The organism is Streptomyces triticisoli (genome assembly GCF_003270085.1).
Classification (GTDB): domain Bacteria; phylum Actinomycetota; class Actinomycetes; order Streptomycetales; family Streptomycetaceae; genus Streptomyces; species Streptomyces triticisoli.
Genome location: NZ_QFDQ01000108.1, coordinates 1 through 22,232, shown reverse-complemented (window position 1 = coordinate 22,232; position 22,232 = coordinate 1). Strand labels below are relative to the sequence as shown.

16 protein-coding genes are annotated in these 22,232 nt (G+C 71.6%); 4 read left to right on the top strand and 12 right to left on the bottom strand.

Going from position 1 to position 22,232, the window contains the following annotated elements; translation table 11 throughout:
- Window positions 1–27: 27 nt before the first annotated feature.
- Genes DEP02_RS17130 through DEP02_RS17120 form a run of 3 tightly spaced genes read right to left on the bottom strand, consistent with a single transcriptional unit; the run spans window position 28 to window position 3,721 of the window.
- The gene (locus DEP02_RS17130; RefSeq protein ID WP_112468297.1) at window positions 28–963 is read right to left on the bottom strand and encodes a carbohydrate ABC transporter permease; all 936 of its coding nucleotides are present in this window, start codon (window positions 961–963) and stop codon (window positions 28–30) included.
- Window positions 960–1,994, bottom strand: coding sequence for an ABC transporter permease (locus DEP02_RS17125; protein ID WP_112468295.1), 1,035 nt, complete (start codon window positions 1,992–1,994; stop codon window positions 960–962). The genes DEP02_RS17130 and DEP02_RS17125 overlap by 4 nt, the downstream gene beginning before the upstream one ends.
- A 32-nt stretch (window positions 1,995–2,026) precedes the next feature.
- Window positions 2,027–3,721, bottom strand: coding sequence for an extracellular solute-binding protein (locus DEP02_RS17120; protein WP_112468293.1), 1,695 nt, complete (start codon window positions 3,719–3,721; stop codon window positions 2,027–2,029).
- Between the two features lie 287 nt (window positions 3,722–4,008).
- Here DEP02_RS17120 and DEP02_RS17110 point away from each other — a divergent pair, with 287 nt between their 5' ends.
- Window positions 4,009–6,843, top strand: a complete 2,835-nt coding sequence (locus tag DEP02_RS17110; RefSeq protein ID WP_112468289.1) for a glycoside hydrolase family 3 C-terminal domain-containing protein — start codon at window positions 4,009–4,011, stop codon at window positions 6,841–6,843.
- Between the two features lie 141 nt (window positions 6,844–6,984).
- On the opposite strand, the gene DEP02_RS17105 is transcribed toward DEP02_RS17110, so the two are convergent.
- Window positions 6,985–8,235, bottom strand: coding sequence for an MFS transporter (locus tag DEP02_RS17105; protein WP_112468287.1), 1,251 nt, complete (start codon window positions 8,233–8,235; stop codon window positions 6,985–6,987).
- Window positions 8,236–8,268: 33 nt separating this feature from the next.
- A complete protein-coding gene (locus tag DEP02_RS17100; protein ID WP_112468285.1) occupies window positions 8,269–8,862 on the bottom strand; it encodes a winged helix-turn-helix domain-containing protein in 594 nt (197 codons plus the stop codon).
- 301 nt (window positions 8,863–9,163) lie between these two features.
- On the opposite strand from DEP02_RS17100, the gene DEP02_RS17095 reads away from it, so the two are divergent.
- Complete coding sequence (locus tag DEP02_RS17095; protein WP_112468315.1) at window positions 9,164–9,808, top strand: DinB family protein; 645 nt, start codon at window positions 9,164–9,166, stop codon at window positions 9,806–9,808.
- 106 nt (window positions 9,809–9,914) lie between these two features.
- Here DEP02_RS17095 and DEP02_RS17090 read toward each other — a convergent pair whose 3' ends face one another.
- The 3 genes from DEP02_RS17090 to DEP02_RS17080 form a co-directional block, all read right to left on the bottom strand.
- Complete coding sequence (locus DEP02_RS17090) at window positions 9,915–11,360, bottom strand: aldehyde dehydrogenase family protein (protein ID WP_112468283.1); 1,446 nt, start codon at window positions 11,358–11,360, stop codon at window positions 9,915–9,917.
- Window positions 11,361–11,520: 160 nt separating this feature from the next.
- A complete protein-coding gene (locus DEP02_RS17085) occupies window positions 11,521–13,191 on the bottom strand; it encodes a PucR family transcriptional regulator (protein ID WP_112468281.1) in 1,671 nt (556 codons plus the stop codon).
- Between the two features lie 128 nt (window positions 13,192–13,319).
- The gene (locus tag DEP02_RS17080; RefSeq protein WP_112468279.1) at window positions 13,320–15,758 is read right to left on the bottom strand and encodes a type IV secretory system conjugative DNA transfer family protein; all 2,439 of its coding nucleotides are present in this window, start codon (window positions 15,756–15,758) and stop codon (window positions 13,320–13,322) included.
- A gap of 261 nt (window positions 15,759–16,019) precedes the next feature.
- On the opposite strand from DEP02_RS17080, the gene gabT reads away from it, so the two are divergent.
- Window positions 16,020–17,354 (top strand): 4-aminobutyrate--2-oxoglutarate transaminase, encoded by a 1,335-nt coding sequence (gene gabT, locus DEP02_RS17075; protein WP_112468277.1) that lies wholly within the window; start codon window positions 16,020–16,022, stop codon window positions 17,352–17,354.
- Window positions 17,355–17,903: 549 nt separating this feature from the next.
- Window positions 17,904–18,581 carry a phosphatase PAP2 family protein gene (locus DEP02_RS17070; RefSeq protein WP_112468275.1) on the top strand — a complete coding sequence of 226 codons (678 nt, stop codon included), beginning with the start codon at window positions 17,904–17,906 and terminating at the stop codon, window positions 18,579–18,581.
- On the opposite strand, the gene DEP02_RS17065 is transcribed toward DEP02_RS17070, so the two are convergent.
- The 4 genes from DEP02_RS17065 to DEP02_RS17050 all read right to left on the bottom strand — a co-directional run.
- The gene (locus tag DEP02_RS17065) at window positions 18,511–20,364 is read right to left on the bottom strand and encodes a chitinase (protein ID WP_232839167.1); all 1,854 of its coding nucleotides are present in this window, start codon (window positions 20,362–20,364) and stop codon (window positions 18,511–18,513) included. The two genes, DEP02_RS17070 and DEP02_RS17065, sit on opposite strands and share 71 nt — an antisense overlap.
- Before the next feature lie 154 nt (window positions 20,365–20,518).
- Window positions 20,519–21,202, bottom strand: a complete 684-nt coding sequence (locus DEP02_RS17060; RefSeq protein ID WP_157977472.1) for a hypothetical protein — start codon at window positions 21,200–21,202, stop codon at window positions 20,519–20,521.
- 156 nt (window positions 21,203–21,358) lie between these two features.
- Complete coding sequence (locus DEP02_RS17055; RefSeq protein ID WP_112468269.1) at window positions 21,359–21,688, bottom strand: hypothetical protein; 330 nt, start codon at window positions 21,686–21,688, stop codon at window positions 21,359–21,361.
- Between the two features lie 31 nt (window positions 21,689–21,719).
- A partial coding sequence (locus DEP02_RS17050; protein WP_232839166.1) for a transposase family protein occupies window positions 21,720–22,232 on the bottom strand: 513 nt, incomplete at its 5' end.

The following is a 22,232-nucleotide window of genomic DNA, read 5'->3' as shown; positions in this document are numbered from 1 at the left end:
TCGGTTCTTGAATATGAGGCTCGGGCCTCAGCCCTTCACCGCTCCCGTCAGCATCCCCTTCTTGAAGTGCTTCTGGACGAAGGGAGACAGCACCGCGACCGGCACCAGCGCCATCACCATCACGGCCATCTGCACGGCGAGTCCCGACAGTTGCCCCGTCTTGATGGACTGGGCGAGCCCCACCGGCGCCTCCTGCTTTTGCACGAGCTGGATCATGACGTTCTGCAGCGGCAGCATGCTCTGGTCGTTGAGGTACAGCGACGCGTTGAACCACGCGCTCCAGTAGCCGACGGCGTAGAACAGCGTGATCACCGCCAGCACCGCGCGGGACAGCGGCATGACGATCTGCCACAGGATGCGCAGGTCGCCGGCGCCGTCGATGCGGGCGCTGTCGATCAGTTCCGGCGAGATGTTCATGAAGAAGCCGCGCAGCACGAGGATGTTGAACACGCTCACCGCGCTGGGCAGGATCAGCGCGAGGTAGGTGTCGGTCAGGCCGAGGGTCTGCACCAGCAGGTAGGTCGGGATGAGACCGGCGCTGAAGAACATCGTCGCCAGCAGGGTCATCAGGATCCAGCGGTGGCCGAGGGAGTCGGTGCGGGACAGGCCGTAGGCGCACAGGACGGACACGGTCATCGAGAACAGCGTGCCGACCAGGGTGACCAGGATGCTGACGATCGCGGCGCGGGTGACCTGGCCGCCGCTGAGCAGCTCCTCGTAGGCGATGAAGGTGATGCCCTCGGGGACCATGACCAGGCCGCCGGTCTCGTCGATGGTCTTGCGGGAGGAGAGGCTGGTGACGACGACGATCCACAGCGGGAAGAGGATCGCGAGGCAGGCCAGCGTGAGGACGAGCCCCTTGCCCGCCAGACCGGCCCTGGTCGGTCTCTCCTCCCACACCGGCCGGGGCGGGGCGGCCCACCGGCGGGGTTCCCGTACGGGCCTGTCGGTCACGGCGGTCACTTCTTGTACACCCCCTGCTCGCCCATGAGATGGGCCACCTTGTTCGCGGCGAGGACCAGTCCGAGGCTGACCACGCCCTTGATCAGTCCGGCGGCGGCCGCGTAGCCGAAGTCCTGGTTGCGTACGCCGTTCCACCACACGAAGGTGTCGAGGACCTCGGCGGCCCCCGGTCCCACGGCGTCGCGTTGCAGCAGGATCTGTTCGAAGCCGACGGTGAGGGCGTCGCCGACGCGCAGCACCAGCAGCAGCGCGATCACCGGGCGCAGCGCGGGCAGGGTGACGTGCCACATGCGGCGCCGGCGGCCGGCGCCGTCCATCGCGGCGGCCTCGTACAGGTCCGGGCTCACCGAGGCGAGCGCGGCGAGGAAGACGATGATCCCCCAGCCGGCGTCCTTCCAGACGCTCTGCGCGGTGATGAGGAACTTGAAGGTGCTGGGGTCGGTCATGATGTCGAGGCCGTCGTAGCCGTGCTGCCGCAGCAGTTGGGAGAGCAGTCCGGCGCCGCCGAGCAGCTGCTGGAAGACGGCGATGACCAGCACCCAGGAGAAGAAGTGCGGCAGGTACAGGACGGCCTGTGCGACCGCCCGCACCCGGGGCCTGACCACGCTGTTGATGAGCAGCGCGAGCAGGATCGGCAGGGGGAAGTACAGCACGAGCTGGAGGAAGAACAGCACCAGGGTGTTCTTCACGGCGTTCCAGAAGGCCGAGTCCGCGAAGATCGACTGGAAGTTCCGCAGGCCCACCCAGGGGCTGTGCAGGATGGAGACGACGCCGTTGTCGCTGATGTAGGGGTCGTAGTCCTGGAAGGCGACGATGTTGCCGAGGATCGGTACGTAGTTGAAGAGCAGGACGAGGACGAGCGCCGGGAGGGTCATCAGGAGCAGCACGCGGTCGCGTCCGAACCTGATCCGCAGGCCCAGCCGGCCTCGATGCTTGTCGTCCCGGGGTCCGGTGGTGCCGCCGGACGCCACCGGGGTCTTCGCCGTCGTGTCGGCCTCGGTCCTGCTCCGAGGCACCGTGCTGTGGGACACGGCCGTTCTCCCTGCCCTCCTCCGTGCCCGGGTCAGCCCGCCGCCGTGCCGTTGTCGTCGAGGAGCTTCCGGTACCAGTCGCGCAGCTGGTCGCCGCCCTTCTTCCGCCAGTCGGAGACGGCCTGCTGCATGTCGCTGATCTTCTTGTGGCCGCGGACGATGTCGTCCTCCAGCTGCTCGAAGTCGTTGGACAGGTTGGTCCAGCGGGCGGGCTCGGTGATCTGCATGCCGTAGAAGGGGGACTTCCTGGTGAAGGCGCCCATCCGCTGCTGCCACTCGACCTGGGCCCTGGCGACCTCGGGGAAGTCGGGGTGGGCGATGGTCGGGGCGGGGCTCGCGACCATGACGTAGGCGTTGATGACCTCGTTGTTGCCCTGGTCGTTCTTGACGGGCACCCCGTCCTTGAGGGTGTAGTGGGTGCCCTCGACGCCGTAGTTGGTGAGCATGTACTCCTTGGTGCCGTACGGGGCGGCGGTGACGTTGGCGAGGGCCAGTACGTCGCGGACGACGGACTCGGAGGCCTTCTTGTTGACGAAGGCGAAGATGTTGGCGGGCTGGGTGGCCCACAGGGTGGGGTCGCCGCCGTCGTGGCCGAAGACGTCCATGCCCGAGACCTTGAAGTCCGGGTTCTGGCCGGCCTGTTCGGCGGTCCGGCCGTACCACTGCGAGATGTCGTTGTTGTAGATCAGGAACTCGCCGGCGGCGAACTTGGGGCCCGGGTCGGTGGAGGCGCTCTTGCCCAGCTTGAAGTCGGGGTGCACGTATCCGGCGGCGAAGAGCTTGCGGGTCCACTCCAGCGCCTCCAGGTACTCCTGGGTCTCGACGCGGTTGACCAGCTTGCCGTCGACGAGGTCCCAGCCGAGCGGCTTCTCGCCGCCGGAGAGCACACCGAAGGCGCCGAACGCGGTCCACTTCATGTCGCCGCAGGCCCACCGCTTGGCCCTCGCGTTGGTGATCTCCTTGGCCAGGGCCATGAACTCGGCGGCCGAGCGCGGGACTTCGTACCCCTCCTTGTCGAAGAGGTCCTTGCGGTAGAGGGGCACGATGTTCGTCACGTAGGGGGCGGGCATCGGCAGGCCGCGCAGCTTGCCGCCGAAGATGGAGCGCTGCCAGGCGTCGGTGGGGATCGCCGCGAGGTTCGGGTACTCCTTGACCCTGTCGCCGGAGAGGTAGGGGCCCAGGTCGGCGAACTTGCTGATGATCGCGCTGGGTATCTTGCCGCCCATGTTCCAGCCGGGGATCACCACGACGTCCGGGATGCTGCTGGAGGCGAGGACCGCGCCGAGCTTCTGGTCGTAGGTGTTGCCGTCCTGGTTCTGCCAGACGACGTCGGCGCCGACGACGTCGTTCATCGCCCGGTAGTAGGGGTTGTCCTGCTTGGGCGGGGAGCCCCAGAACGGCGACATGACACTGACCCTGCCGCCCTTGCCGAGCCTCTCCGGCACCGAGGTCTTGAGGCCGGCGAGGTCGAGCTTGCGGGTGAAGCCGGCGGCGGAGCCGTTCCTGGCGGGGATGTCGGGCGTGACGACGTTGTTCGCCACGTAGGACGGCAGCAGCTTCTTGGCGTCCTTGCCCGACGTGGTGCCGCCGCGCGAGCCGCCGCCGGAGTCGCCGCAGGCGGTGAGCAGCGGCATGCCTCCGGCCACCGCTGCGGCGGCGACCGCCGTGGAGGCGAGGAAGCTTCTCCGGCCGGGGCCGGCGGAGGCGGGGGCGGCGTTCGGCGTCATTGCGTCAACCCTTCGTGGCGCACCAGGACACCCGGCGCTGGGCTTGTTTCCCTAGTCGAAGCGCTTCGATATTGGTGCGAGGCTAAGTGAACGTCAGGGGGCGCACAAGAGCCGGATCCAAGATTCCTCCGAGGTGCGGAGGGCTGGACGAGTCTCCTACGGGCCCTGGGAAGTGGGCCGGAAGTCGTGGTTGTTGCCTCGGGGTGTCTTGACACCCGACCCCGGGCCGACTGAGCATCGAAGCGCTTCGAAAGAGGTTCGCCGTTCCATCGCAAGGGGACCCCGACGTGACCGTACGCACGCCTCACCCGCCACCGTTCCGCGATCCGCAGCTGCCGTTCGCGAAGCGCGTCGACGATCTGCTGGCGCGGCTGACCCTGGAGGAGAAGGTCTCCTTCCTGCACCAGTTCGCGCCCCCGGTGGAGCGGCTGGGCATCGCCGCGTTCCGCACCGGCCAGGAGGCCCTGCACGGGGTGGCGTGGATGGGCCCGGCGACGGTGTTCCCGCAGGCCGTCGGACTCGGCGCGACCTGGAACGACGACCTGGTGCGCCGGGTCGGCGATGCGGTGTCCCAGGAGGTCCGGGCGATGCGCGCCCGCGACGACCGCGTGGGCCTCAACGTCTGGGCTCCGGTGGTGAACCTGCTGCGCCACCCGCTGTGGGGCCGCAACGAGGAGGGCTACTCCGAGGACCCGAGGCTGACCTCGGCGATCGCCGTCGCCTACACGCGTGGTCTGCGCGGCGACCATCCGGTGTACTGGCGCACCGCACCGGTGCTCAAGCACTGGCTGGCCCACAACAACGAGACCCGCCGGGACACCACGTCGTCCTCGGTGCGCCCGCGCGTCCTGCACGAGTACGACCTGCGCGCCTTCCGCGAGGCGGTCGAGGCGGGCGCGGTGGCCGGGGTGATGCCCGCCTACAACCTGGTCAACGGCCGCCCCAACCACGTCTCGCCGTACCTGCGCGAGCACCTGCGCACCTGGACCGACCAGGACCTGCTGGTCTGCTCGGACGCGGGCGCGCCCTCCAACCTGGTCGACTCCGAGCACTACTTCGCCACCCACGAGGAGGCCACGGCGGCCGCGCTGCTGGCCGGCGTGGACAGCTTCACCGACCACGGCACGGACCCGACGAAGACCGTGGCACGCGTGCGGGGCGCCCTGGAGCAGGGCCTGCTGACCGAGGCCGACGTCGACACGGCCGTGCGCCGGCAGCTCTCGGTGCGCTTCCGGCTCGGCGAGTTCGACCCGGACCACGACCCGCACGCCTCGGCCGGGAGCTTCGACACCCCGGAGCACCGCGCGCTCGCCCAGGAGGCCGCCGAGCAGGCCGTCGTCCTGCTGAGGAACGACGGCCTGCTGCCCCTGGCCCCCGGCACCCGCATCGCCGTGGTCGGCCTGCTCGCCGACGAGTGCAAACTCGACTGGTACAGCGGCACGTTGCTGCACCGCTCCACACCGCTGGAGGGCCTATACGAGCGGTTCGGCGCCGAGCGCGTCGAGTTCGCGAAGGGCGTGGACCGGATACGGCTGCGCACGGCCGACGGCACCTTCCTGCACGTACCGCCCGCCGCGGCGGGCGACCAGGTACGGGGCGCCGAGGGCGCGTTGGACCCCGCCCTGCTGGCCGGCCGCACGGACCTGCCCCCGCTCACCACCGACGCCACCGGCACCGAACTGGCGTTGGTGGACTGGGGCGAGGGTGTCCTCACCCTGCGCGCCCCGGACGGCCGCTACCTCTCGGTGGCCGACGACGGCTGCGTACGCGCCTCGGCCGACCAGCCCGGCGGCTGGGTCGTACAGGAGACGTTCCGCCTCGAACCCCATGGCGACGGTCACCTCCTGCGGCACCTCGGGACGGGTCGTCACGTCTGTGTCGCCGCGGAGGGTGTGAAGGTTGCCGAGGAGGACCCCGAGGTCTTCGACCTGGTGGTGACCGAGCGCGGCGAGGAGGCGGTGGCCCGCGCGGCGGCCCGGGCCGACGTGGTGCTGGTGGTGGCGGGCAACGACCCGCACATCGGCGGCCGGGAGACGCAGGACCGTACGACCCTGCGGCTGCCGGAACACCAGGAGCGGCTGCTGCGCGCCGCCCGCGCCGCGAACCGCGACACCGCCCTGGTGCTGGTCTCGGCGTACCCGTACGCGATCGAGCCCGCGCACCTGCGGGCGGTGCTGTGGACCGCGCACGGCGGCCAGGCGGCGGGCACCGCGCTGGCCCGGGTGCTGGCCGGCGACGTCTCCCCCGCCGGCCGGCTCCCGCAGACCTGGTACGAGGACGACTCCGACCTGCCGGACCTGCTCGACTACGACGTGATCGGCAGCCGCCAGACCTACCTGTACTTCGAGGGCACCCCGCTGTTCCCCTTCGGGCACGGGCTGTCGTACACGTCGTTCGGCTACGGCGACCTGGCGGTCCGGCGCGACGAGGACACGGTGCGGGTGTCCTTCACGGTCACCAACACCGGGAGCGTCACCGCCGACGAGGTCGCCCAGCTCTACACCCGCGCCGTGACCCCGTCGGTCCCGCGCCCGCGCCGCGAGCTGGCGGCCCACCGCAGGATCAGGCTCGCGCCCGGCGAGAAGGCGGACCTGACCTTCGAAGTCCCGCTCTCCACCCTTGAGTTCTGGGACGTGTCCCGGGGCCGGTGGCGGCTGGAGCCGGGCCCGTACGACCTCCTCGTCGGCACCTCCAGCGAGGACGTCCGCCTCCGTACGACCCTCACCCTCGACGGCGAGCCGGGCACGCCGCGCCCGGTCCGGGAACACGGCCTGAACGCGGCCGACTTCGACGAGCAGTCGGGCATCGAGATCGTCGACCGGACGAGGACGGCGGGTGACGCGGTGACGCCCGCCCCGGGCCGGACCGGCGAACTGCTGTACCGAGACTGCGACTTCGGTGCAGGTGTGACCAGGGTGAGCATGGAGGTGGCGGGCGAGGGCACGGTCGAACTCTCCCTCGACGGCGGCCGTTCGCTCGCCGAGCTCACCTTGAGCACGCCCACGTCAGGGCCGTACGACTACACCACACTCACCGCCGCGATCACCGTCGACGGCGTACGCGACGTCCGTCTCGCACTGCGCGGCCCGCTGCGGCTCGCGCGGGTCGGCTTCACCGGCTGAGGCTCGGACGGGCCGGCGACGGCAACCGGATCCGTGGGACGGGCCGCGTGCGGCTCTCCCCCGACCGGTGCGCGCGCTGGTCCCGCCTGCCCCTGACAACGGGCCTGGACACCACCCCGGTGCTCCCGTGCGTCCTGGCCGCTACTGGGGCAGTTCGGCGCGCCGCACCGCGTCGGAGGCCAGGGCGGTGGCCACGCCCAGGCCGGCGAAGGCACCGCAGCCGACGAACACCGGGGCGGCGCCCCAGGCTCCGATGGCGGCGCCGACCAGCGGGTAGCTGAGGGGCGCGAGACCGACCACGGTGAGCATGGCGACGGAGGTGACCCGGCCGAGATAGGCGGGGTCCGCCGCGGTCTGTACGAGGGCGCTGTTGAGGCTGCCGTACACACCCGCGCCCAGTCCGATGACCGCGGCCAGCGCCGCGGCCGTCCAAAGGGTCGGAACCAGTGCGACAGCGGCCGCTCCCGCACAAGCCACGAGCCCCGTCCCGGCCATCATCAGGCCGGCCCGGGGCAGCCGGCCGGCGATGGCGAGCAGCGCGGCGCCGGCCGCCGCCCCCGCGCCGAAGCTGCTGACGATCCAGCCGTAGCCGGAAGGCCCCCAGCCGCGCTCGGCGTTGAGGAGCACCATGCCGACGTTGAGGGTGCCGGTGAGGCCGAGCTCGCAGACGGCCCCGGCCGCGACGAGCGGACCGATGAGGCGGTGGCGGCGGATGTACCGGAGGCCGTCGACCAGGTCCCTGCGTGCGGTGCCGGGCTCCGGCTGCTCCTCGTCGCGCTCCTCGAGGGGCCGTATCCGTATCGTCAGCAGAAGCGGCAGGGACAGCGCGAACAGCAGGCCGGCGCCGGCGAAGGCGGCCGCCGCTCCCCCGAGTCCCATGGCCAGGCCGCCGATGGGCGGGCCGGCGATCTGACTGAGGCGCACCGACAGGGAGCGCATGCCGGTGACCCGGGCCAGCTGGCCGGGGCTGGTGATCCGCGGCGGGAGGGCACCGATCGCGGGGACGAACAGGGCGTCCACGGCACCGAAGACGAGCGCCACCGCGACCAGGATCCACAGGGCCGGTGCGGTCAGCGCGATACCGGCGGCCACCGCGAGGATGAGCAGACAGCGCAGCGCGTCGCTGCCGAGCATCACGCGGCGGAGGTCGAACCGGTCGGCCACCACGCCCCCACCGAGCATGAGTAACGCCCGCGGCAGCGCCCCGGCGGCCATGACGAGGCCGACCTCGGTGGGGCCGGCGACCTTCTGGGTGGACCAGCCGAGGGCGACGAAGTACACGCTGTCGCCGACGAGGGAGACGGTGTAGGCGGTGAGCCAGCGCAGCACGTTGCCGTCGCGGTGGGCCGGCGTGGTGGCGCGTTCGGGCAGGGCTGTCTGTGCGGTGGCCATGGCGGGCTCCGGTGAGTCGTGGGTACGGCCGGGTCAGGGACGGAACGGGAAGCCGTAGAGGTGCACGGACACGTGCTCGCGGTCCTCCGTGTCGCCGGCCGCCTTGGCGGCCTTGCCGCGCTCCCGCCAGCGCCGGGCCAGCGCCTCGAGCTCGCCGCTCATCTCGGCGAGTTCGGCCGGGGTCAGGTCGAGCATCCACTCGGAGCTGAAGGCGGCGTCGGTCCACGCCTTGCCCCAGGCGGCCGTCTGGTCCAGGTACGCGCGGTACTGGGTGATGCGGTTGTCGACGATGCCGCGGGTCACCGCGCCGACGGCGGCGGCCCCCTCGGGCGTGTCCGCGAAGTCCGAGTCGCGGAAACCCCAGCCCTCCTCGGACGCCACCTGCCACCACCGCTCCCGGCCGTCGGCGCTCCGGCCGCTCGCCTCGGTCACGAAGCCGTGCTCGGCCAGCTTGCGCAGGTGGTAACTGACCAGCGACGGCGCCTGGTCGACCTGCTCGGCGAGCTGGGAGGCGGTCGCGGCACCCGTGGCGTACAGCAGCCGGTAGAGCTGCAGCCGCAGCGGGTTCGTGAACGCCTTCAGACGGGACAGGTCGGTGATCCGCTCGGGCTTGCGCTTCGGTCGCATGCCGTCACCGTAGATGTGAAGCGGAAGTTGCGCAACATTCCTTTCAGAGCTGGCGGCAAGAAACCCAACTCCGTGCGAATACCCTTGATCCGAGGGTGACTTGACCCCAGGGAGCGGCAGGAGCGTACGGCTCTCAGCGGTCCGCGCGGCCGGCACGGATCGGCCTCACCGGCTGGGGACTTGAGCGGACTCGCGGACAGCGACGAACGCCCCCGAAAATGAAACGCGCGGCGGTACCGGCTGTGACAGGGTGGCGAACCAGCAGTTCAACCGCCCCACCATGCCGTCGCAGGAGCGTTTGATGACCGTGCCGCCCCGTCTGTCCCCGCTGCTGCAGCAGTTCGACTTCGCCCGCAAGCGTCTCGCCGACCGGCTGACCGGCCCGGTCATGGACAGCGGCAACGGCACGGACATCGAGGTCGGCCCCCTGACGAGCGAGGAGTACCTCTGGGAGCCGGTGCCGGACTGCTGGTCGGTCAGACGGCGTGCGGACGGGCCGGGTCCGCGCGCGACGCTCCTGACCGGCACGGGTGACTGGGGACGCGACGCGACGCCCGCCCCGCACCCGTTCCCGCCGCCCTTCACCACGATCGCCTGGCGCCTGAGCCACCTCACCGAACTGCTGGCCCTGCGCGCCGACCACACGGCCGGCAACCACACGCTGACCCGGGACGACTTCCGCAGCAGCGGAGACGCCACCGGGGCGATCGCAGCCTTCACCGACGCCGCCTCGGCATGGCGAAGAGCCCTGCTCAGCGCCGACGACACCGCCCTCGACACGGTGGGCCACAGCACCTACCCGCACGGCAGCGACCCCGACGACCCCTTCATCGAAACGGTCTGGTGGGTCAACCAGGAACTGCTGCACCACGGAGCGGAGATCGCCTTGCTGCGCGACCTGTACCGCGCCCGGAAACCGTGCTGTGCACCCCGCGCGAGGGCCTGAATCTTGCCCGCGTCGCCCAGGAGCAAGCCGCCCACCCCAGCTACGACGACGGCCGGAGCCCACGCACAGCGGGCTCCGGTCGTCGTCGGCTGTCGGACCGTCGGGCCTACAGGGCCAGCCCCGTCAGGACCAGGACGCGCTCGTACGTGTAGTCGTCCATCGCGAACTTCACGCCCTCGCGGCCCACTCCGGACTGTTTGGCGCCGCCGTAGGGCATCTGGTCGGCGCGGTAGGAGGGGACGTCGCCGATGACCACGCCGCCGACCTCCAGGGTGCGGTGGGCGCGGAAGGCGGTCTGGAGGTCGTGGGTGAAGATGCCTGCCTGGAGGCCGTACTTGGAGTCGTTGACCGTGGCGAAGGCCTCGGCCTCACCGTTCACCTTCTGCACGGTCAGGACGGGGCCGAAGACCTCCTCGCAGGCGATCGTCACGCCGGCCGGTACGTCGGTCAGGACGGTCGGCGCGTAGGAGGCGCCGTCGCGCTTTCCGCCGGTGTGGAGGGTGGCGCCGGCCTCGACGGCCTCCTGCACCCAGGACTCCACGCGCTTGGCGGCGTCCTCGCCGACCAGCGGGCCGACGTCGGTCGCGGCGTCGGAGGGGTCGCCGGTGACCTGGGCCTCGACGGCGGCGACGATGCGCGGCAGCAGACGGTCGTAGACCGAGGCGTCGGCGATCACCCGCTGTACCGAGATGCAGGACTGTCCGCCCTGGTAGTTGGAGAAGGTGGCGATGCGGTTCGCGGCCCGGTCCAGGTCCTCGTCGCTCGCCCAGTCGGCGAGGACGACGGCCGCGCCGTTGCCGCCGAGCTCCAGGGTGCAGTGCTTGCGCGGCACCGAGTCCATGATCGCGTAGCCGACCTTCTCCGAACCGGTGAAGGAGATGACCGGCAGCCGCTCGTCCTGGACCAGGGCGGGCATCTTGTCGTTGGTGACCGGGAGGATCGACCAGGAGCCGGCCGGCAGGTCGGTCTCGGCCAGCAGTTCGCCGAGGATCAGGCCGGACAGCGGGGTGGCGGGGGCCGGCTTGAGGATGATCGGGGCGCCGGCGGCGACGGCCGGAGCGACCTTGTGGGCGCACAGGTTCAGCGGGAAGTTGAACGGCGCGATGCCGAGCACGACACCCTTCGGGAAACGGCGGGTGAGCGCCAGGCGTCCCTGGCCGCCCGCGTCGGTGTCCAGGCGCTGCGCCTCGCCGCCGTTGAACCGGCGGGCCTCCTCCGCGGCGAAGCGGAACACGGACACGGCACGGCCGACCTCACCGCGCGCCCACTTGATCGGCTTGCCGTTCTCGGCGGAGATGAGCTGCGCGATCTCCTCGGTGCGCTCGGCCAGCCGCCTGCTGACGTGGTCCAGGGCGGCGGCCCGCACGTGGGCCGGGGTGGCGGCGAACTCGTCCCGTACGGCGTACGCGGCGGCCACGGCTTCCTCGACCTGCGCGTCGGTCGGCACGCTCACCGTGCCGACCAGCCGGCCGTCCCACGGGGAGGTGACATCGAAGGTGTCCTCGCCGGTGGCCTGGCGGCCGGCGAGCCAGAAGGCGTGGGGGGCTGCCATATCTTCCTTTGGCATTGTGAGAGTCCCGGCCCTTCCGCGTTGGGGTGTCTGCTTGCGTCGTCAACGGTAGGGCCGGGATGGACCGTCGGCGCTTGTCCGAGGTGGAGCACTGGCGAACGGCGGTGTGCCGGATTGGCACAGGAGCGGTACGTCTACTCCGCTACTCCGCCGAGGTCGCCTTCAGCGCCAGCCACAGCTCCATCCGTACGTCCGCGTCGTCCAGGGAGCGGCCGAGGATCTCCTCGACCCTGCGCATCCGGTAGCGCAGGGTGTGCCGGTGCACGCCGAGGTCGGCGGCGGCCGCGTCCCACTGGCCGTGCCGTGACAGCCAGGCCCGCAGCGAGGCCACCAGGTTGCCGCGGCCCGTCGCGTCGTGTTCGTACAGGGCGCGCAGCAGCCCGTCGGCGAACGCCCTGACCGCGTCGTCCGCCAGCAGCGGCAGCACCGAACCGGACGCGAGCTGTTCGTGCTCGACGAGTACGCGTCCGCGCCGCCGCGCCACCGACAACGCCTGTTCGGCCTGCTTGTACGCGGCGGCGGTCGCGACGGGCCCGGCCGGCGCGGACAGGCCCACGACCAGTTCGTCCCCCTCGCCGCCGCCCGGCTGCTCGCCCACGGCCCCGGCCCGCGCCGCCTCCAGCGCCTCCGCGTACTCCCCGCACGCCGCCACGGCCGCGCCCCCGTCGGCGGCCAGCACCACCAGCCGCTCTCCTTCGGGCACGACCAGCACCGCCTCCCCGGACCGGACGGCGGCCGTCTCCACGACCTCGGCGAGTGCGGCGAGCGGGTCGCCATTGGTGTCGACCGCGGCCAGTACGGCGGCCGAGGGCGGTTTGGCGGGCTGCACGCGCGCGTGGGCGTCGGCGTGCGCCCGCGCGGCGGACGCCGAGGCGGCCTCGGCGACGATCATCCGGAAGGGTGCGTCCAGCAGGCCGCCGTACAGGTCCCCGGCGACGGCCCGGGCGTGGTCGGGCTGCCCGGCGAGCAGCATGCGCAGGACGGCGGCGCCGATCCGCTGCTCGGCGGCGTGCAGCGAGCGGGAGCGTTCCGTGGTGAGGGTCAGCAGGGCGATGGCGGAGTGGACGGCGTACCGCTCGGCGGTGCCGAGGGCGGCGGCCGTGCCGACGGCGAGCGCGGCGCGCGGGCGGCGGCCGGTGCCGAGGGAGTGCAGCTCGACGCGGTCCTCGGTCTCGGGTCCGCCGACCACGGCCGACGCGGGCGCCGGCCGGTCGCGCAGCCGTTCGACGTCCGCGGTGAGCCGGGCGGCCCTGCGGCCCGCCCACTCCGGTGCGGTGGCGACGACGGCGCCCGAGGCGTCGTAGAGCGCCGCCCAGCCGTCGACCTGGGTGGCGAGCGCGGCGAGCAGCCCCTCGGGCCCGGCGTTCAGGGCCTGCTTGGTCAGCTCCCGCTGGGCGGCGAAGCCCGCCGTGACCGCGCGGTACTGGTCGGCCGCGATGGCCGCCGAGACCGCCTTGCTGATGGCGAGGAACGGGGTGCGGCGGGGCACCTCCAGCAGCGGCAGCCCCTCCTCCTCGGCCGCGTCGACGAGTGCCTCGGGGATGTCGTCGTAGTTGACGCCGACGGCGAAGCCGATTCCGACGACGCCGGCCTTGGCCAGCCGCTTCACATAGCGGCGCATGGCCGCCGGGTCCTCCGCGTCCAGCTTGAGCGCGGTGATCAGCAGCAGCTCCCCGCCCTCCATGTACGGCACGGGGTCGGCGAGTTCGCTGACGTGGGCCCAGCGGACGGGTACGTCCAGACGGTTCTCGCCCGCGCGCACGGTCAGCTTGAGCGCGGAGTGGTGGACGAGCGAGGCGAGCGTCGGGGGCATGGGGCCTTCTGGTCTGCGGAGATCCGATGAGGATCATGGACTTTTGGCCGTCACGTATGAACGACCCATGTCGATTCTGCCTCACCGTACGGTCGACGCGTGACCGTACGTACAGATGTCCGCTTCGTTCAGCCCCGCAGATCCACCAGCAGCGGCGGCGCGTGCTCACCCCCCACGCTCGTCAGCGACAGCACGGCGTGCCCCGGCGGGATCTCGTGGGCCAGCTGGGAGGCGGACCAGCGCTCCCGTTCGACCTGCTTGGTGGTCACGGCGTCGGTGGTCACGGCCCGGCCGGTCACCAGCTTGCGCAGGGCGTGGATGGCGCGGGTCATCGGCTGGTGGGCGAAGACGGTGTGCTTGGCCACCTCCTTGGTCTCCACCCACTCGGTGCCCCAGGCGTGCGCGAACCGGCTGCCGTCCCAGGTGGTGACCCCGGCCAGCGCCATACGGCAGCCGACGGCCCCCAGCAGCGGACCGTGCAGCGCCTCGGGCACGTCGGCGACCGAGCGGAGCGCGAGGACGACCCCGGCGTTCTGCGCGCGCAGCCGCTGGATGCGGCGCACCGACTCGGCGGTGACGGTCCCGGTGGCGTCGTCGAGGACCAGGCAGGCGAAGTGCGGGCGCCGCGTGTCCCGTACGACGGTGTGGAACTGGGCCAGGACCAGCCGGGCGATCAGCCGGGACGCCTCCTCGTGCCCCCGCTCGGGCAGGTCGATGCGGACCCGCAGCGGATGGTGGGCCACGGCGCGCAGCGAGAACGGCCTGCTGTCGCGGGCGCCGCCGCCGAAGAACTCGGCGAAGACCGGCCGGTCGAGGAGCGCGAGCCGGTTGGCGAGGGCCGGGCCCGCGTCGGCCGCGGAGCCGGCCTGCCGCATCCGGGCGTCCAGCTCGCGCCGCATCACGGCGTGCTCGCCGGCCGCGAGCCCCGCCCGCAGCGACGCCAGCGCGCCCGGTTCGCCCTCCAGCAACTCGCGCAGCACCGGCAGCGGCGGGAAGTGCCCGTGCGCGGCCCGGTAGGGGCCGAGCAGTTGGGCGAGCGCGGTGGCGGCGCTCTGGTTGCCGACGGTGTCGAGGTCTCCGACCAGGGCCTCGGCGAGGACGGTGGCGGCCTCGTCGGGGTCGTCGCACTCGGCGTAGGGATCGAGGTCGTGGGCGGAGGCGGGGTCACCGATCCGCACCACCACGTCGTACGCCGTATCCGGGCCGAGCGGGGTCCCGGCGGCGCAGACGGCGACGACCGCGCACCGACCGGTCAGCGCCTGCAGCGCCAGCGCCTCGGTGACCGGCCCGGTGACGTGCCGGGTCTTGCCGGAGCCGGGCGGGCCGACCAGCAGCAGCGAGGTGCCGAGGGCGTCCGGGTCGACGGCGGCGCCGGCGCCCTCGTAGGCGTGCGGGCCCTGCTCCCCCGGCTTCCACCGGCCGAGGCGTACCTGGCCCTCCAGCAGGTCGTGGCGGGCGGTGCGGCCCGGCAGGTCGCGGGCACCGGAGGGGTGCGTCCAGGCGGCGCCGCCCTGCCGCAGCACGGTGTCGGTGAACGCGGCCGGGCGCCCCTCCCGCCGGGCCTGGTCCCACATCCGTTCGACGCGGGCGCAGTCCACGTCGTTCATCCGGCCGCCGGCCACCTCGGCGGCCAACAGATCGGCCGCCTGGTACTGCCCGGCGCGCCGGAGCTCGGGCCACTGCGAGCGGGGCAGGTCCGCCGGGGGCGGGGCGGCGGGGTCGGTTGTCGCCCGGCGGCGGGCGGCGAGTTCCTTGACGTACGCCCGCCAGCCGCCGAGGCGGGCGAACGGCCAGACGACCAGCAGGGTGACGAGCGCGTACAGCGTGTTGGTGAACAGCGGGGAGGCGAACAGGCCGTAGCCGCCGGAGACGAGCACGACCAGGGAGAACACGGGATCGACGACCGGCACGGGGGCCCAGCCGACGACCGGGAAGGCGCCGGGGAAGACCAGGCTCAGTGTGATCAGGGCGCCCGCCCCGGCGAACAGGGCCCGGGCGGGCTGCGGGCGGCGGCCCACGAAGTGCCGTGCGACGTCGGGCCAGCTGCCGAGGCGGCCGACGGCGTAGACGAGCACAGTGAAGAACACGCCGTCGTAGACCACCATGGCCTCGCGGCCCTGCGTTCCCTTGGGGGAGACTGTGCCGCCCCACCACCAGTCGTCCGGCGTGAACAGCTTCAGCGGCGCCCACTGGTAGGGAAAGGCGCCCTGCCGCCACAGGGACCAGACGAGCAGGCCTACGACCAGCGGGATCAGCAGGCCGACGACCGTGATCGGGGGCAGCCGGTCCGGGGTGCGGGCGGCCTTGGGCGGGCGGTGCCCGAAGCGCCAGACGCCGGGGGCGGCGGCCGGGCGGGGGGTGTCGAGCCAGTCGGCGACGGCGGCCCTCTGCCCCGGGACCTGCCCCGGGACCTGCCCCGGGGGTTGCTCGTACGCCGCGTCCGGCGCGCCCGGAGGCCGGGTCGGCCGCGGTGGCGTCGCGGGTGCGTCCCGCGGCACCGCCGGGCGCGGCACCGGGTTCGCATGCCTCGGATGCGTACCCCGGGCGTCCTGCGTCCCGTCGTCCATCGCTCCTGCCCCCTGACCAGCCGTTCCGTCCACCATCCGCGAGTCAATCTAACGCCCGGGCAAGGGGAGTTCACCGATTGCGCGGCAAGGCGTACGCCATCGCGCCAGTGCTCCACCCTTTTCCGCCCGCCCCCCTTCTATATCCACCACGGCCAACCGCGACCGCCGACAACGCCCACATGGAGCATGCCCGGCACCCCTCCCCGGCCCTAGCCTGCGAGAAAAGAAGGAAAGCGTCCGTTTCACCCCCAGGAGCCCCGCATGACCGCACTTCCGCAGGAGCGCCGCGTCGTCACCGCCATCCCCGGCCCGAAGTCGCAGGAACTGCAGGCCCGCCGTACCGCCGCGGTCGCGCAGGGCGTGGGCTCCACGCTGCCGGTCTTCGTCACGCGCGCCGACGGCGGCATCATCGAGGACGTCGACGGCAACCGCATCATCGACTTCGGCTCCGGTATCGCGGTGACCAGCGTCGGCGCGTCCGCCGAGGCCGTCGTACGCCGCGCCTCCGCCCAGCTCGCCGACTTCACCCACACGTGTTTCATGGTCACGCCGTACGAGGGCTACGTCGCCGTCGCCGAGGCGCTGGCCGAGCTCACCCCGGGCGACCACGCCAAGAAGTCGGCCCTGTTCAACAGCGGCGCCGAGGCCGTCGAGAACGCCGTCAAGATCGCCCGCGCGTACACCAAGCGCCAGGCGGTCGTGGTCTTCGACCACGGCTACCACGGCCGTACGAACCTCACCATGGCGCTGACCTCGAAGAACATGCCGTACAAGCACGGCTTCGGCCCCTTCGCCCCCGAGGTGTACCGCGTTCCGGTCGCCTACGCCTACCGCTGGCCGACCGGCCCGGAGAACGCCGGCCCCGAGGCCGCCGCACAGGCCATCGACCAGATCACCAAGCAGGTCGGCGCGGACAACGTGGCCGCGATCATCATCGAGCCGGTGCTGGGTGAGGGCGGCTTCATCGAGCCGGCCAAGGGCTTCCTGCCGGCGATCCGCCGGTTCGCCGCCGACAACGGCATCGTGTTCGTGGCGGACGAGATCCAGTCCGGCTTCTGCCGCACGGGCCAGTGGTTCGCCTGCGAGGACGAGGGCATCGTCCCGGACCTGATCACCACGGCGAAGGGCATCGCCGGCGGCCTCCCGCTGGCCGCGGTGACCGGCCGCGCCGAGATCATGGACGCCGCCCACGCGGGCGGCCTGGGCGGCACCTACGGCGGCAACCCGGTGGCCTGCGCGGGCGCGCTCGGCTCGATCGAGACGATGAAGGAGCTGGACCTCAACGCCAAGGCGCTGCGGATCGAGGAGGTCATGAAGGCCCGCCTCACCGCCATGGCCGAGAAGTTCGACATCATCGGCGACGTCCGGGGCCGCGGCGCGATGATCGCCATCGAGCTGGTCAAGGACCGTACGACCAAGGAGCCGAACCCGGAGGCGACCGCCGCGCTCGCCAAGGCCTGCCACGCCGAGGGCCTGCTGGTCCTGACCTGTGGCACCTACGGCAACGTGCTGCGCTTCCTGCCCCCGCTCGTCATCGGCGAGGACCTGCTGAACGAGGGCCTGGACATCATCGAGCAGGCGTTCGCGCGCATCTGACGCGCATCTGAGCAGTGCATTCGCACGCCTGACGCAGCCAGCGGCAGAGCATGTGAAGAAGGTGTGCGAGGTGGATGACAGGACGCCGTTCCGGCTGTTCTGCGTCCACCCGCTGCCGTAGGTTCTCTCCCAGATGAGAGAAACACCCGTCCACAGGGAACTGTGGGCGACAGGCCGTAGCCTCCCCAGCTTCGACCTGGTCGTGCCTCGCGCACACACCTGGAGCCGGCAGGCTCCGGTTCTCCTCACCGATCGGACGGTCGCCCGCCCCACACCCCCCGGGGCGCGCGACGTTCCGATCCGGACGGTCGGCAACAGACGGACCGTTCCCCGTAGGGCCGGCGCAGCTCCCCCCCTTGCGCCGGCCCTTCGGCGTGCCGGGCCTCGCCGCCTCTCAGCAGGTGCGCCGACTGCGCCTGGGCGGGGGGCTGAGTGGGGGCGGGCACAAGTGGCGGAATTGGGCCACGTGCCCGAACGGAAAGCCCAGGTCAGGGGAGTCGGTCGTGGCCCAAATCCGCCATTTGTCGCCGTACCTGCGAAGCTGTGCGCGTGTCGTCCTCCCGGGTTTCTTCTCTTCTCGTCTGGCTCGCCGGTGTTCCGGCTCTGCTCTTCTCGCTGATCACTTGGCAGGTCGTCAGCCATGGGCCGCTTCTGGGTGTGGACCGGGACGTCAGTCGTGTTCTGCTGCGTCCGGACCGGGGCTCCGAGCTGCTCGCGGATCTCGGGAACGTGCAGGTCGCGGTTCCGGTGCTCGTGGTCGTGCTCGGGTATGTGACCTGGCGGGGGCGGGCCGCGGGTAGGGACCGGTGGTGGCCGGCGCCTCTCGGGGCGGCAGGGTTGATGGTGCTGGTGCCGGTGTTCGTCGTACCGCTCAAGGAGTGGACGGCCCGGCACGGCACGGCGGCCGTGCCGCCCGGAGTCGGCTACTTCCCCTCCGGGCACACGGCCACCGCCGCCGTCGCCTACGGTGCCGCGACGCTCGTGCTCCTGCCCTGGCTGCGTACCGCTCTCGCCCGGTGCGCGGTCGTCGGCGTGTGCGCCGCGCTCGTGCTCGGTGTGTCGTACGGGCTCGTGCGGCGCGGCTACCACTGGCCGCTGGATGTCGTGGCCAGTTGGTGCCTGAGCGCCGTGCTGCTCTCCTCGCTGTGGCTGTTGCTCAGCGGCCCCGGCCGAAGTAGGCGTCGAAGTTCCTCTGGAACTGCCAGCTCCCGAAGCGGTCCCAGTTGATCGACCACGTCATCAGGCCGCGCAGGGCCGGCCAGGTGCCGTGGGTGGTGTACGAGCCGCAGTTCGTCTTCTTGGTCAGGCAGTCCAGGGCCTTGGTGACCTCGGACGGGGAGACGTGGCCGTTGCCCGCGTTCGTGGAGGCCGGCATGCCGATGGCCACCTGGTCGGGGCGCAGGGGCGGGAAGACGTTCGTCGCGTCCCCGGCCACCGGGAAGCCCGTGAGGAGCATGTCGGTCATCGCGATGTGGAAGTCCGCGCCGCCCATGGAGTGGTACTGGTTGTCCAGGCCCATGATCGGGCCCGAGTTGTAGTCCTGGACGTGGAGCAGGGTCAGGTCGTCGCGGAGGGCGTGGATCACCGGGAGGTACGCGCCGCAGCGCGGGTCCTGGCCGCCCCACCTGCCCGTGCCGTAGTACTGGTAGCCCATCTGGACGAAGAAGGTCTCCGGGGCCATCGTCAGGACGAACTTGGCGCCGTACTTCGCCTTCAGGGTCTTCAGGGCCGAGATCAGGTTGACGACCACGGGGGTCGTCGGGTTCCTGAAGTCCGTGTCGTTCGCGTTGAGCGACAGGGAGTGGCCCTCGAAGTCGATGTCCAGGCCGTCGAGGCCGTAGGTATCGATGATCTTCGAGACGGAGGAGACGAACGTGTCCCTGGCCGCCGTCGTGGTCAGTTGCACCTGGCCGTTCTGGCCGCCGATGGAGATCAGGACCTTCTTGCCGGCCGCCTGTTTGGCCTTGATGGCCGCCTTGAACTCGGCGTCGCTCTCGATGTTCGGGCACTCGGTGACCGGGCAGCGGTTGAAGCGGATGTCGCCCGAGGTGACCGAGGTGGGTTCACCGAAGGCCAGGTCGATGACGTCCCAGCTGTCGGGGACGTCAGCCAGGCGGGTGTATCCGGCGCCGTTGGCGAAGCTCGCGTGCAGGTAGCCGACCAGGGCGTGTGCGGGGAGGTCCGTGCCGCCGCCGGGTCCACCCGGGCCGCCCGCGTCCCCGGCTGTCTTCGCCGTCACCGTCGCCGACTTGGCGGACTCGCCCGCGGCGTTCACCGCCGCGACCTGGAAGCCGTACGTCGTCGAGGACGACAGGCCGGTGACTGTCGTGGACGTGCCGGTCACCGTCTGGGCCTTCGTGCCATCGCGGTAGACCGTGTAGCTCGTGGCGCCGGTCACCGGGGTCCAGGACAGGGCGACGCTGGTCGAGGTGATCGTGCCGGTCTTCAGGCCGGTCGGAGCGGCGGGCGGCTGCTCGCCGGTGCTCCCGCCCGGGCCGACGAGCGAGAGGTCGTCGGCGTGGTACGCGCCCGTGCCGTACCAACCGTGCGTGTAGATCGTGACCCTGGTGGTGTTGGCACCGGTGCGGAAGGTGGTGGTGAGCTGCTGCCAGTCGGAGGCGGACGGGGTCCAGGTGGAGACGTCGGTGGTGCCGGTGCCGCTCGCGCCCAGGTAGACGTAGGAGCCTCGGACGTAACCCGACAGCGTGTACTGGGAGTTCGGCTGGACCGGCACCGTCTGCGTGCACTGGGCGTTGTCGCTGCCTGTCGGGGTTGCCTGCAGCGCCGAACTGCCGCTGCGGACCGGAGTCTTCACCGTCGTACCGGATCCCGAGCAGGTCCAGCCGTCGAGCCCCGCCTCGAAGCCGCCGTTGCGCAGGATGTCCGCGTCGGCCGCTCGCGCGGGCGACGTGAGCGCGGTGACACCGGGCAGGGCAAGGAGCGTGGCCGTGAGCGCGGCGAGCAGGCGGCGCTTGCCCGGTCTGGCTGGTCTTTGTCTGTCGCGGTCCACAACTGCCTCCGGACATGGGGGGATCGAGGAGGGTGGAGCGCGCCCTAATTTGGTCCAGACCAATTCGGTTGTCAAGACCTGTGGCGCCATGAGAAGACCTCCCTCCCCAGCGCACGCGCGGGTCGCGCCGCCAGGGGGTCCGCCACCAGAAGATTCAACGTGCCTCGGGTGGTTGCATTCCGACGAGTCGGTCCAGCGACCTGGCGCACTCGGGGTCGTCCGGATCGAGCGGGAACATCCGGTCCAACGGATAGTAGGGACGGCCGACCACCCACGGAACGGCGTAGAGACTCTCACCGGACGTCTGGTGGAGCCGGGCGGTGCCCACCGCCTCGGGCAGCGCGGCCAGACGCCGCTCTCCCAGGACCACCGCACTCACTGGCGGGGCCTGTTCACCACCGCCCTCGGGAAACAGCAGCATGAAAGGGTAGGTGCTGTCCGGCTCGCGCAACAGGACGTAGCGCATGGACCGCGACGACCCCGAGCGCAGCGCGCGGGAAGCTCCCCGCGCCACCCGCAGACCGCAGACGCTGAACCATATCCCCACGAAGCCGAGCGCCCCCAGCAGCAGCGCCAAGTTGACGCCGGCGCTGCCCTTCCCCAGCAGGCCGCCGATCGCCAGGTCCTTGACCAGGACACCCGCCAGGCAGAGCCCGATCCCTGCCGCCAAAAACGGAAGCCGCACCATGCGGCGCAGCTCCGGCACCCGCCACCAGACGACCTGCCGGGGGTCGGGGTCCGGCGCCGAACCCCGATCCGGCCGCCGACCACTGTCGAACGCCTGGGCTCTTCCGACCGCCTCCTGATAGGAGAACGTGGACATCAGCGAACCCACCATCCTTTCCCTCCCCGCACAGCCGGTGCTCCCGACCATGTGAGCATGCCGCCGACAGTGCATCCGCGTCAGGCCGAGCACCAGCCCTCCAGTGCCTGTACACGTGTGCCGAAGCTCCCCGGTAGCCCGCACCGCCCCCGCACCGGCCGTTCCCCGCGCTTACAGCAGCGCCCTCACCCCGCCGGACACCACCGCCACCAGCGCAAGGACCAGACACGCATCCGCCGGCAGACAGGGGCGGATCAGCCGCTTTCGCACCGGAGGGGCTTCCTCGGCTGGCAGCCTCTTGTCCGGCAGCTTCTTACGGATCTCCAGCGCCGCACGGTCGGAGGTCTTGACGAACCGGTCGACCAAAGAGCCCATGAACACCAACGGCGCATAGGACTCTCCGTGCACCGTCTGGATCTCCAGGTGTCCCTGGCTGTTCAAGCCCACGGTGCGCACCGCCGCATAGGCGATCTCCCTCGCCCCCACAGCGTCCACCACCACCAGGGAGTCACTGAGGTTTTCTCAACGATGGTCACTTCCAGATTCCGTTGAGGACGAGGGCGGCGCGGGCGTTGTCGCCGATTCGGCTGGGGCTGAGGGTGATGTGCTGCAGCGTGCGCCAGCGCTGCTTGAGCTCGGCAGCGGTGCGCTCGCCCAGGGCCCGAACGCTCCGCACGAGGGTGTTGAAGGCGCGGGTGTCCGTGCAAAGTGCCTGCTCGGACTGGTTGTTGGGGCGACGGACGGGAACGAGGATGCCGATGCCGGCGCCGATGTAGCCCTTGTCGGCCAGGGCCGGCAGGCCGTCGGCCGCCGCCTTGTACAGGGCGGGCAGGGCGTGGATACGGGCGGCGGTGATGTCGGGGACGCTGCCGGGTTCGACGTCGGAGACCCTTCCCCAAGCTCTTCGAGCAGGGGATGCCCCATGCGGGGCGCCGTCGGGGGCCGCGAGGAACTGCACGTTGCCGCCGAACGCCTTGTGTTTCTGGCTGAACCACCAGTCGTTGCCGTTGTCCCGGACGCCGGCGAGGCGGTCCGATTCGATGAG

What these genes read in the sequence shown, in the direction of transcription:
- DEP02_RS17120 (WP_112468293.1), bottom strand. Translation starts at nt 3,721, where the DNA reads ATGACGCCGAACGCCGCCCCCGCCTCCGCCGGCCCCGGCCGGAGAAGC.
- DEP02_RS17105 (WP_112468287.1), bottom strand. Translation starts at nt 8,235, where the DNA reads ATGGCCACCGCACAGACAGCCCTGCCCGAACGCGCCACCACGCCGGCC.
- DEP02_RS17100 (WP_112468285.1), bottom strand. Translation starts at nt 8,862, where the DNA reads ATGCGACCGAAGCGCAAGCCCGAGCGGATCACCGACCTGTCCCGTCTG.
- DEP02_RS17095 (WP_112468315.1), top strand. Translation starts at nt 9,164, where the DNA reads ATGACCGTGCCGCCCCGTCTGTCCCCGCTGCTGCAGCAGTTCGACTTC.
- DEP02_RS17090 (WP_112468283.1), bottom strand. Translation starts at nt 11,360, where the DNA reads ATGGCAGCCCCCCACGCCTTCTGGCTCGCCGGCCGCCAGGCCACCGGC.
- DEP02_RS17085 (WP_112468281.1), bottom strand. Translation starts at nt 13,191, where the DNA reads ATGCCCCCGACGCTCGCCTCGCTCGTCCACCACTCCGCGCTCAAGCTG.
- DEP02_RS17080 (WP_112468279.1), bottom strand. Translation starts at nt 15,758, where the DNA reads ATGGACGACGGGACGCAGGACGCCCGGGGTACGCATCCGAGGCATGCG.
- gabT (WP_112468277.1), top strand. Translation starts at nt 16,020, where the DNA reads ATGACCGCACTTCCGCAGGAGCGCCGCGTCGTCACCGCCATCCCCGGC.
- DEP02_RS17060 (WP_157977472.1), bottom strand. Translation starts at nt 21,202, where the DNA reads ATGGTGGGTTCGCTGATGTCCACGTTCTCCTATCAGGAGGCGGTCGGA.